Here is a 9,795-nt window from a genome sequence, read left to right on the forward strand (position 1 = left end):
ATTATTGCAATTGGTATTGGAGGGATGGAATGGGCTATGAATGATGGCAGAATAAATACATACGAATCTAATATCAAAGGGATTTATCGCAATTCAATTGATTATTTAGGTACCAAATAATGATAGACTAAGTTAAGTTAAGTTTTTTGTTGCAAAGGGTAAGACTGATGCTCTTACCCTTTAATTTATTAAAATTAGAAAAAATGATTAAATTATTTAAAGTGAAAGCGGTAACGTATGGAGAAGTATTATGGGATGTTTTTCCAACTCACAAGAAAATAGGAGGGGCACCGTTGAATGTTGCTCTTAGAATGAAATCGTTTGGAGCAGAATCAACGATTATCAGTAAAGTTGGTTCCGATGTTGATGGTAATGAAATTGTTTCTTTTTTATCAGAAAAAGGGATTGATACGGGTATAATTCAAATTAGTGAAGAGTATAAAACGGGTGTCGTTAATGTAATGATTAATGAAAAGGGAAATGCGTCATATGATATTTTATATCCTTCTGCTTGGGATAAAATTGCACTGAATGATGATATTAAGAGAAAAGTTTCCGAAGCCGATGTTTTCATTTTCGGAAGTTTAATCTGTAGGGATGAAGAATCCAGGTCAACTTTAAAAGCTTTATTGGAAGAAGCAAAATATAAAGTTTTTGATGTCAATTTAAGAGCTCCCTATTATACAATTGATGTATTAGTAGAGCTTATGATGAAAGCTGATTTCATTAAGCTTAACGATGAAGAATTATTTGAAATAAGCAGAAAATTGGATTCCCCCTATAATTCTTTTGAGCAAAATATTAAATTTATTGCAGACAAAACAAATACAAAACAGGTATGCGTTACTAAGGGTGCATTTGGAGCTGTTTTGTACTACAATGAGAAGTTTTATTATAATAGCGGTTACTTTATTAAAGTAGTAGATACCGTTGGTGCAGGGGATTCATTTTTAGCATCATTAATAGTAAGACTATTAAGAGGGAAATCACCTCAAAAGTCATTGAACTATGCTTGTGCAATAGGAGCTTTAGTGGCTGGAGAAGAAGGTGCAAACCCGAAAATTTCTGAAAAGGTAATTAGTGATTATATGAAAATTGATAAAAAAAGCATCAAAAAATAGTGTCTGATTCTAGTAACCCGCTGGGTGTGATTGTTTTGAATTACACTCAGCGGGTTCTATTATTAATTTATATGGTCTATGTGCTATATTAATTTATATGGTCTATATGTTAATTTAAAAGGATAAATTGTTCTAAAAGAGAATACTAGTCCAAATGATAGTACGGCTATTTTTGCTTGTAGAATGTTTGAAATTCAAGAAAATTTTATCTTATTTTTTTGAAATAAAATTTGATTAGAATTTTAAAAAGGAATTTTAGTAGTACTAATTGCCAGATTAGAACTTGCTTTAGCAACAAGTTTCCCATTATTTTGATTTATGACTACCGCATTGAAATGAATGATCGTTTTTCCTAACTTGATTAATTCTGTTTTAACCAAAACTTTGTCATTTTCAAAAGCAGGATTGAAAAAATCGACATTTAAATTAATAGTTGGATAGAAGTTTTCTAAACCAAGTATTATAAAATTAACCCCAATGCAGTCATCAATCATACTTGAAATAACGCCTCCATGAAGCATGCCAACAGGGTTGGTCATTTCTTCTCTAACTATAAATTCGAATTCTACTGTTTTATCATTTACAGAAATGACCGTCCCATTCAACCATTTGGCGAAAGGAGATGGACTCCCTGAGAATGGTTTACCAATAAAACTTTGAAGTAATTGAAATCTTTTATTTTCCATCTTATATTGCTTTATTAATTTCTTTTAAAATGATTTTTTCAAAGGCATTGTATAAAAATTGCTGTAGGGTAAGGATCATTGATGTACTTTTTCCAACCGCATAACTAAATTTTGGCTTTTTGGAATTAATAATTTTAATTATAGCATCAGCAACAGCGTTTGGTCCTGGCGCCTTTTTGAGTTCATTATTGTAATAAGAATGGATTTTTTGCCTGAACTTATCATAATCCTGAATATTGCCATAAGTTGCAACCGCATTATTAAAAAAATTAGTTTTATGAACCATAGGTTCAACCATACTAATTTTTATATTGAATTGATTTACTTCAAATCTTAATGATTTAAAATATCCTTCCAAAGCGTGTTTAGATGCTGAATAGAAACTATAGTTGGGATGCCCAATTAACCCTAAGAATGAACCTACAGTAATAATTTTACCTTGTTTTAGATTTCTCATATTTGGGAGTAGTGCGTTAGTTAGCTTAACTGTACCCCAAAAATTAGTTTCAAATTGTTGTAATCCTATTTTTATTGGTGTTTCTTCAGCAAGCCCTGTAACAGCATAGCCAGCATTATTTACTAAAACATCCAGCTTTTCTATTTGAATAAAAAGTTCTTTAGTAAAAGAATTAATCGAATCATCATCTGAAATATCCAGATACAATAGCTTGAAAGGAACCTTATTCTTGTATTTTTCCGGTTCACGGCTAGTGCCAATTACATTAAACCCATTCTCAAAAAGTTTAGTAGCCAGCAGGAGCCCAAAACCGGTTGAAGCTCCTGTTATTAATATCGTTTGTTTCATCTTGAAATTTTATTAAATGTTTATATTTTATTATCATTTTCGATACTTGGAGGCATCAATTTATACATTACAGGAGTTACAATTCTTGAAAGAATGGTAGAGCTTATAAGTCCTCCAATTAATACAATAGCCAAAGGTGCGATTAAAGGATTTGAGTTAAGCGCAAGAGGAATCAGTCCACAGATTGCTGTAATAGAAGTTAGTACCACCGGTAAAAAGCGGGTTTCTCCGGCAATAGCAATGGCTTCATCAATTGAATGTCCTTCCTGTCGTAATTGATTGGTAAAATCTACCAAAAGAAGCGAATTTTTAACCTGAATTCCAGAAAGACCAATGAAACCAATAATAGCGACCAATGACATAGGGCTTCCAGTAATAAGCAGTAATACAACACCTCCTAAAACTCCTAACGGGATAATAGAAAGTACAATGATTATTCCTTTGAATGTTTTGAACTGCAATAGCAATACTCCAATAAAAAGGAACGTGCTCAGAATAATTACTGCTAGAAAATTTCCACCTAATGCATCGCCTTCAGATTCTTTTTCTCCGGATAATTTATAATAATATCCTTTTGGCATTTTTAGTTTATCCAATTTAGGTATAATCTCTACCAACAGGTCATTAGCATAGTAACCCTTTCCTGATAATGCAGTAACTTTTGAAAATCTAGATTTATTGAAATGATTAATTGCTGTTGGTGAAGTTTCAAAAGATATTGTCGCAATCTGGTTCAGTGCAATAGGAGTACCCTGAATATTATTTACATATAAGTTTTTTAGCGCATCCAGATTAGAAAACTTATCTCTTGGCAGTGTAAGTGTAACATTTCTTGCATCGCCACGGTCATCTATGTAATCTCCAACGGTTAATCCTGCCACGGCAAGACGAATTACTTTATCAGCCTCACTTGTTAAAACGCCAAGTGTTCTTGCTTTTTCTTTATTGATTTTTATTTTGACATCTGTTTTATATGTATTCAACTCATTATTAATGTAGACGGTACCTTTCTGATTTCGTAAAATATTTTCTACCTGAGCCGACAGTTTACGTAAAATGGCCTGGTCTTCTCCGAATAGTCTCACTACAATATTTGCTTCAAGAGGCGTTCCCTGTTCAAAGTCTTTTACTTCAACTTTGGCATAGGGCATTGTTTTAAATTTTTCACGCAATCTTTCAATCAAAGCTGTTTTTTCAGTAGGTTTTGCTTCATCATCCAATTGAACAAAAATCTGAGCAAAATCGGGTTTTCTGTCTTGAGGATGTACATTGTAATAAATTTGCGGATTCCCTTTACCGACGTTGGCAGTATAAAACACAATTTCTTTATGGTTCTTTAGTTCAGATTCTATCAATTTTGTAACCCTGTCACTCTCTGAAATATTTGCCTGAAGAGGCATTTTTATATTAATTAAAAACATTGGCTTTTCAGAAGTTGGGAATAATTTAAATCCGGTTGCCTTAAACAATCCAAAAGCAGTAATGCTTAAAAATATAGATATAGCAATAGTTGTTTTTGGGAATTTTAATGCTTTAGGCATTATGTCCCTGTAACTTCTGGTAAGGAATTTTTGCAAATATTGAAGAAAGACATTTCCTTCTCCGTGTTCGTGTGTTTTTAAAAATCTGCTTCCTAAAAATGGAACTAATGTCAAGGCTACAATCATAGAAGCCAATACACTTGTAATAACCGCCATTGGAAGACTTCTAATAAATTCACCCGAAACATCAGGAAGAAAAACCAGCGGTAAAAAAGCAATCACAAGTGTTGCTGTACATCCCACAACAGCAATTCCTATTTGTTTTGTGCCTTTTAAAACGGCATCCATTTTAGAATGTCCTTCTCTAAGCCAACGCTCGATGTTTTCTACCACCACAATACTGTCATCCACCAATAATCCTAAAGCTACCACTAATCCAACAATACTTAACTGATTTAAGGAATAACCTAAAGCATTCATTGCAATCAGCCCCAAAGCCAATGATAATGGTATCGATATCATAACGATCAGAGATGCTCTTGACCCTAATGGCAACAGCGTGATAATAACCAAAATGATGGCAAGTGCAAAATCAAAGCCCAAATGTCCTAAACGCTGTGATACCATATTGGCCTGATCAAAGTTTTTAACCAGTTTGATATTTTGAGGTAAGTCTTTCGAGAATTCTTCGACGATTGGTGAAAATTCTTTCTGAACATCGGTAATATTTACATTGTCCTTCATTCCGGCAGTAACCAAAATGCATCGGTGTCCGTTTATACGGGTAATATGATCTACTGTTTGAGATTTGTAGCCAACTTCGGCAACATCTTTCATATAGATTATTTTTCCGTTTGCATTATAAATGACGGTATTGGCAACATCTTCTGCGTTCTTAAATTTACCGCTGGTTTTTACATTAAATACTTTGCTGTCAAGATCGATGCTTCCTCCCGGAATATCGGCTGCTTCACTTTGTAAGCTTCCCATCACCAGATTTAACGGAATTTTTAATTGCGCCAGTTTATCCAATTGCAAATCAATACGAATTTCCTGTTCAGGAATTCCAGAGTATTTTACATCCTTAAGGTTGGTGATTTTTTCTAATTTTGTTTTCAGCTTGTCAGCCTCATCACGCAGTTTTTTGTCAGAGGCATTTTCTGACACTAATGCCACCTGAAGAATTTTCACATCAGAAGATGCAATTTTCTCTGTTTTGATCTGATAAATATCTTTTGGAAGTTCGCTGTTTTTCAGCGCGTTCATTTCAGTAGAAATTTCCTGATATTTATTATCAACGTCTACGCCATATTTAAATTTTACCTGAAAAGCGGCTACACCATCTTCAACGGTAGTCAAGATTTTATCGATGTTTTCAAGTCCGTAAATTTTATTTTCGATAGGTTTTACGACTTGTTCCTCCATATCTTTTGGACTGGTACCGGGATAAATTACAGTAATAAGATACTGGGGTGGGTGGGTGGAAGGGTCTTCTGATCTTGGCATCGAAAATAGGGTAAGATAACCCACAACGGCTACCAGAAGAAATATGATCAGTGTAAACTGATAATTTTTGACAGCAAAGTTTGTAATCTTCATACTGTTAATTATTTAATGATTTTTATCGTCGATTGTTCGTTTAGATAAGCACTGTTAGAGATCACTATCTGATCTGTTTTCTGAAGGCCGTCTTTTATGAATACCTTGTTATTCTCAAATTTATTAATCGTAACAGGCTGACGTTTTACTTTGTTATTGGCTACTATAAATACAAAGGCTTTGTTACCATCGGCTTCAATAAGCGAATTATAAGGGATGATGATAAAATCTTCTGCATTCTCTGCTTTAATTTCTGCCTTTCCAAACATACCCACTGCCGGTTTATTGTTTTTCATATTCAGTTTCAATTCTACCTGAAAAGAACCTACTGCTACATCTGCAGATTGTGACTTTCGAAAAACAAAAGCATCAAAGTGCTCTTCGGGATAACCATCAAGAGTAACAACTGCTTTCTGGCCAATTTTTGTTGATGCCCATTCTTTATCTGTCAAACCGATTTTTAATAAATAGTTGTTATTTTGATTTGTTTCATTTATTGCCAGAATAGGAGATCCGGCACCAACTACTTCCCCTTCGTTGGCTATCTTACTGGCTACAAAACCATCAGCAGCAGCATATATTTTAGAGTAACGAGCATTAAAAGCAATGGCATCTTTCTGCTTTTTAGCAATGTCAAGACCTGTTTTTGTGTTTTGAAGCTGTTCTAGGGTGTACACACTGTCTTTGTATAAATTATTGGCGCGGTTGTAATCACGTTCGTATTTTTTCACATTCAAATCCGTTTGATTTAAACCGGCATTAATTTCGGTAGCATCTAAAGCTGCCAAAAGTTGGCCTTTTTTAAAAAACTGGCCTTCTTCTACATAAATTCGACTCACTACACCACCTATTTTAAAACCATAATTGGCTTGATTTTCTGTGGTTACTAATCCAGATGCGCTTATATTATTTGTGAGTGCTAAAGATTGAACTGTTGCTGTTTTAATTGGAATAATATCAGCAGTTTCGAATGGTGCATGTTCTTTTTTTTCTTCTTTACACGCAAAAAAAAGAGGAAGGGCAAAAAGGCATAGTACTATTGTTTTTTTACTAACAAGTGTAAAATTGTTTTTTAGGTGTTCGTGACCCGAGCCTGAAAGGTGAACGGATGTAATAATCTTTGATTTCATGATTTTTTGTGTTTAATTAAAAGTAAAAGTTGCGTTGGCTCTTTCTAATTCTGCAAAAGCAATCCAGGAATTATAAAGGGCAATATTGGTATTAAGCTGAGCATTTACCCATTGATTTTGTGCATCCAGAAGTTCAATGTATATAGCCTGACCTTCTTTGTATAATTTGGTTATATCCTCATTATATTTTTTGGCTGATTCTTTTTGATTTTTATCGGCGTAGAATTGTTCCAAAGCTGATTTCAGATTATTCCGGGAAACCTGAAACTGAAGTAATAATTGCTGTTTTACATTGTCTGTCTGAGAACTTATTTTTTTACTATCTTCTTCTACTTGTTTGAGTCTGTATTTATTTTTGTTACCTGAAAAAATATTCCATTCCAAACCAATACCGGCAAAATAGTATCTTGATTGTTTATCTAATTCAAAATCAAAGTCCTGAAAACCTAAATCTGCAAAACCGCTTAACTTTGGATACCAATACGATTGTGTCAGCTTACCAGCATTGTTATTTAAATCTTTAGCCACATCAAGTTTTGAAAGTTCTTCTCTGTTTTGGGTATTCTCGTTGACCAATTCGTTGGGCAGATTTTCTTTGTCTAAATCAACTTCAATTTCAGTATCAAGCTTTTGATTAATCAGAAAGTTAAAATAAGTCTTAGCGTTACTGCTGACTTGTTTTGCCGTTTCAAGGTTGGCTTCAATACGAATTACTTCGTTATTGCTTCGCAAAACTGCTGTACGATTTATTTTATCATTCTTGAATAATGATAGATTTACTCTTTGGTTTTCCTTTACCAATGTTAAAGCATCCTGATAAATATTAATTCCCTCTATTGACTGGAGATATTTATAGTAGGCTATTTTTATTTCTTTGACTAACTCTCTTTGATAGATTTCAAGCTCTATTCTTTGCAACGAGCTTTGTTGATTTTTAATCCTCTTGTTATAGATAATTTCAAAATTCAATAATGGCATTGTAGTATGAATTTTAGCATCATAGAAATTATCCGGGTTGATTTGAACCGATTGATTTTGCAGGGAAGGAAAAGCGCTCGAATTGGTAATTTGATTCAAAGTGCTGTAGACTGGATTCAGCATATCTCCAATTGGAATATCTATCGTTCTACCGCCATCAGCTATGGTATAATTTGCATTTAAAGAAACAGTTGGATAGAATAAGGAATGAGCTTCTTTTAAAGCATATATACTTTTGTTTATATCAAAGTTGTGCTGTTTGATTACTTCATTACTTTTTAATCCAATTTGGATATAGTTTTCGAGTTTGCTTTGGGAATATCCAAAAAAGCCAAAACAAATAATGATGATGGTTACTGATTTTTTCATTTGTTGTACGTTGTTTTTAAATTGAACATTGTTCATTTTTTTAATCAAAAAAAAGTTTTAAAGTTTCTTTATTATTTTTAAATATTCGTTGTATCCATCAGAGAGGATGGTATCGGGGTTAGAGAATTTTACACCTTTTGTTCTCTGACGTATTTCAAGACAGCACATTCCGTGGACTAAACTCCAGATCATAAAGGACAAAGGTTCTAACGAATGTCCTTCAAAATGACCTTTAGCCATACATTCTTCAACGGTTTTCTTTAGTGCATTGAATGTATCGACTCCTTCATTCCAAGCTTCTTTTTCAGAGCTTTCTATAAATTCCATTGGTGCTTTTACAATGAACATCAAATCATACATTTCTGAGTTTTCCATGGCAAACTTCAAATACGTAAATCCCATTTTCTTCAGACGTTCCATCGGATCAATAATAGAGAATAGTTCCATGAAATAGCCTCCTAATTCTTGAAAACCAATGGAATGCAAATCGTGCAGAATGGCATTTTTATCTTTAAAATAAACATATACAGTTCCAACACTGTAATCTATTTCATCAGCAATATTTCGAATTGTAGTCTGCTCAATACCTCTTTCTAAGAAGAGTTTTTTGGCTCCTTTTAGAATGAGTAATTTTAAGGCTGCTTTTTCACGTGCTTTTCTTTCTGCTGTACTCATAAAATTAATATTCTTTGCAAAAGTATGCATATTTTTTGAACGGTGTTCATTTTTTTTTAAATAAATTATAAATCGCTCTTAATTAATTATTTGTGGAGTGTCCACGGCTCTGTAGCATCTAAAGCTAAGTTTTATCTTTGCCTTTTTAAATTCTTAAACTCATGAATACAAAAGGTGATTGTTATCCAAAGTCTATTATTCTGCAGGCAGTATATTTTAAGCTTAGGTTTACATTAAGTTATCGGGATGTTGAAGAGATCATAAAAATGCGTGGAGTTGATGTTGACCATGCTACAATTCAACGTTGGGTATATAAGTTTGCACCATTAATGGAGATGCAAATGAAGAAACGCAAAGTACAAGTTGGCGGTAGTTGGAGAATGGACGAGACTTATATTAAAGTTAAAGGGCAAGGGAGTTATTTGTATAGGGCAATTGATAAGTCTGGCAATACAGTTGATTTCTTATTGACTAAGAGAAGGGAGAGGATGGGCGCCCAGTCATTTCTAATCAAGGCGATCCATATAATTACAAACCCCGATTAATAAATATTGGCAAGAGTGGCTCAAATAGTAGTGCGATTAAATTTTATAACAAACGTTCATTTTCTAAAATAGAGGTTCGACAATGTAAATACCTTAATGACATAGTAGAACTGGATCATGGTTTTATAAAGTGGAGGATTTTAAATGGTGAAGGTTTTAAAAAATTTGAATCTGCAAAAATAACTCTAAGTGGTATTGAAGTTGTTCATATTTTGCAAAAGAATCAAATGTTTAATCCCGGGATTACTATGTTTAAATCCTTCTGTATGTTGGCGGCATAATTTTTTATTTTGATTATTTTATGTTTTAATTTGACAGATGCGACAGAACCCTTTTCTAATAATTGTAGTGGAAGGGGAGGTGTTCGAAAACTTAACCGATATTGACTTTTTTGAGAGTTTGAAAT

Annotated in this window: 7 protein-coding genes and 1 pseudogene; 2 read left to right on the forward strand and 6 right to left on the reverse strand. The window is 33.3% G+C overall.

The window, feature by feature from the left end; translation table 11 throughout:
* Positions 1–203: 203 nt before the first annotated feature.
* Complete coding sequence (locus VFS71_RS12225; RefSeq protein ID WP_326401569.1) at positions 204–1,121, forward strand: carbohydrate kinase; 918 nt, start codon at positions 204–206, stop codon at positions 1,119–1,121.
* Between the two features lie 242 nt (positions 1,122–1,363).
* Here VFS71_RS12225 and VFS71_RS12230 read toward each other — a convergent pair whose 3' ends face one another.
* Genes VFS71_RS12230 through VFS71_RS12255 form a run of 6 tightly spaced genes read right to left on the reverse strand, consistent with a single transcriptional unit; the run spans position 1,364 to position 8,844 of the window.
* Positions 1,364–1,807, reverse strand: coding sequence for a PaaI family thioesterase (locus tag VFS71_RS12230; protein WP_326401570.1), 444 nt, complete (start codon positions 1,805–1,807; stop codon positions 1,364–1,366).
* A 1-nt stretch (position 1,808) separates the two neighbouring features.
* Positions 1,809–2,612: an SDR family NAD(P)-dependent oxidoreductase gene (locus VFS71_RS12235; RefSeq protein ID WP_326401571.1), complete on the reverse strand. Its 804-nt coding sequence runs from the start codon at positions 2,610–2,612 to the stop codon at positions 1,809–1,811.
* Positions 2,613–2,632: 20 nt separating this feature from the next.
* Complete coding sequence (locus VFS71_RS12240) at positions 2,633–5,692, reverse strand: efflux RND transporter permease subunit (RefSeq protein ID WP_326401572.1); 3,060 nt, start codon at positions 5,690–5,692, stop codon at positions 2,633–2,635.
* A gap of 8 nt (positions 5,693–5,700) precedes the next feature.
* Positions 5,701–6,822 (reverse strand): efflux RND transporter periplasmic adaptor subunit, encoded by a 1,122-nt coding sequence (locus tag VFS71_RS12245; protein WP_326401573.1) that lies wholly within the window; start codon positions 6,820–6,822, stop codon positions 5,701–5,703.
* Positions 6,823–6,834: 12 nt separating this feature from the next.
* Positions 6,835–8,169: a TolC family protein gene (locus tag VFS71_RS12250; RefSeq protein WP_326401574.1), complete on the reverse strand. Its 1,335-nt coding sequence runs from the start codon at positions 8,167–8,169 to the stop codon at positions 6,835–6,837.
* Between the two features lie 57 nt (positions 8,170–8,226).
* The gene (locus tag VFS71_RS12255; protein WP_326401575.1) at positions 8,227–8,844 is read right to left on the reverse strand and encodes a TetR/AcrR family transcriptional regulator; all 618 of its coding nucleotides are present in this window, start codon (positions 8,842–8,844) and stop codon (positions 8,227–8,229) included.
* Positions 8,845–9,005: 161 nt separating this feature from the next.
* Here VFS71_RS12255 and VFS71_RS20250 point away from each other — a divergent pair.
* Positions 9,006–9,670 (forward strand): annotated as a pseudogene (locus VFS71_RS20250) (IS6 family transposase).
* The last annotated feature ends 125 nt before the right edge of the window (positions 9,671–9,795 follow it).

Source organism: Flavobacterium sp. (genome assembly GCF_035760125.1).
Classification (GTDB): domain Bacteria; phylum Bacteroidota; class Bacteroidia; order Flavobacteriales; family Flavobacteriaceae; genus Flavobacterium.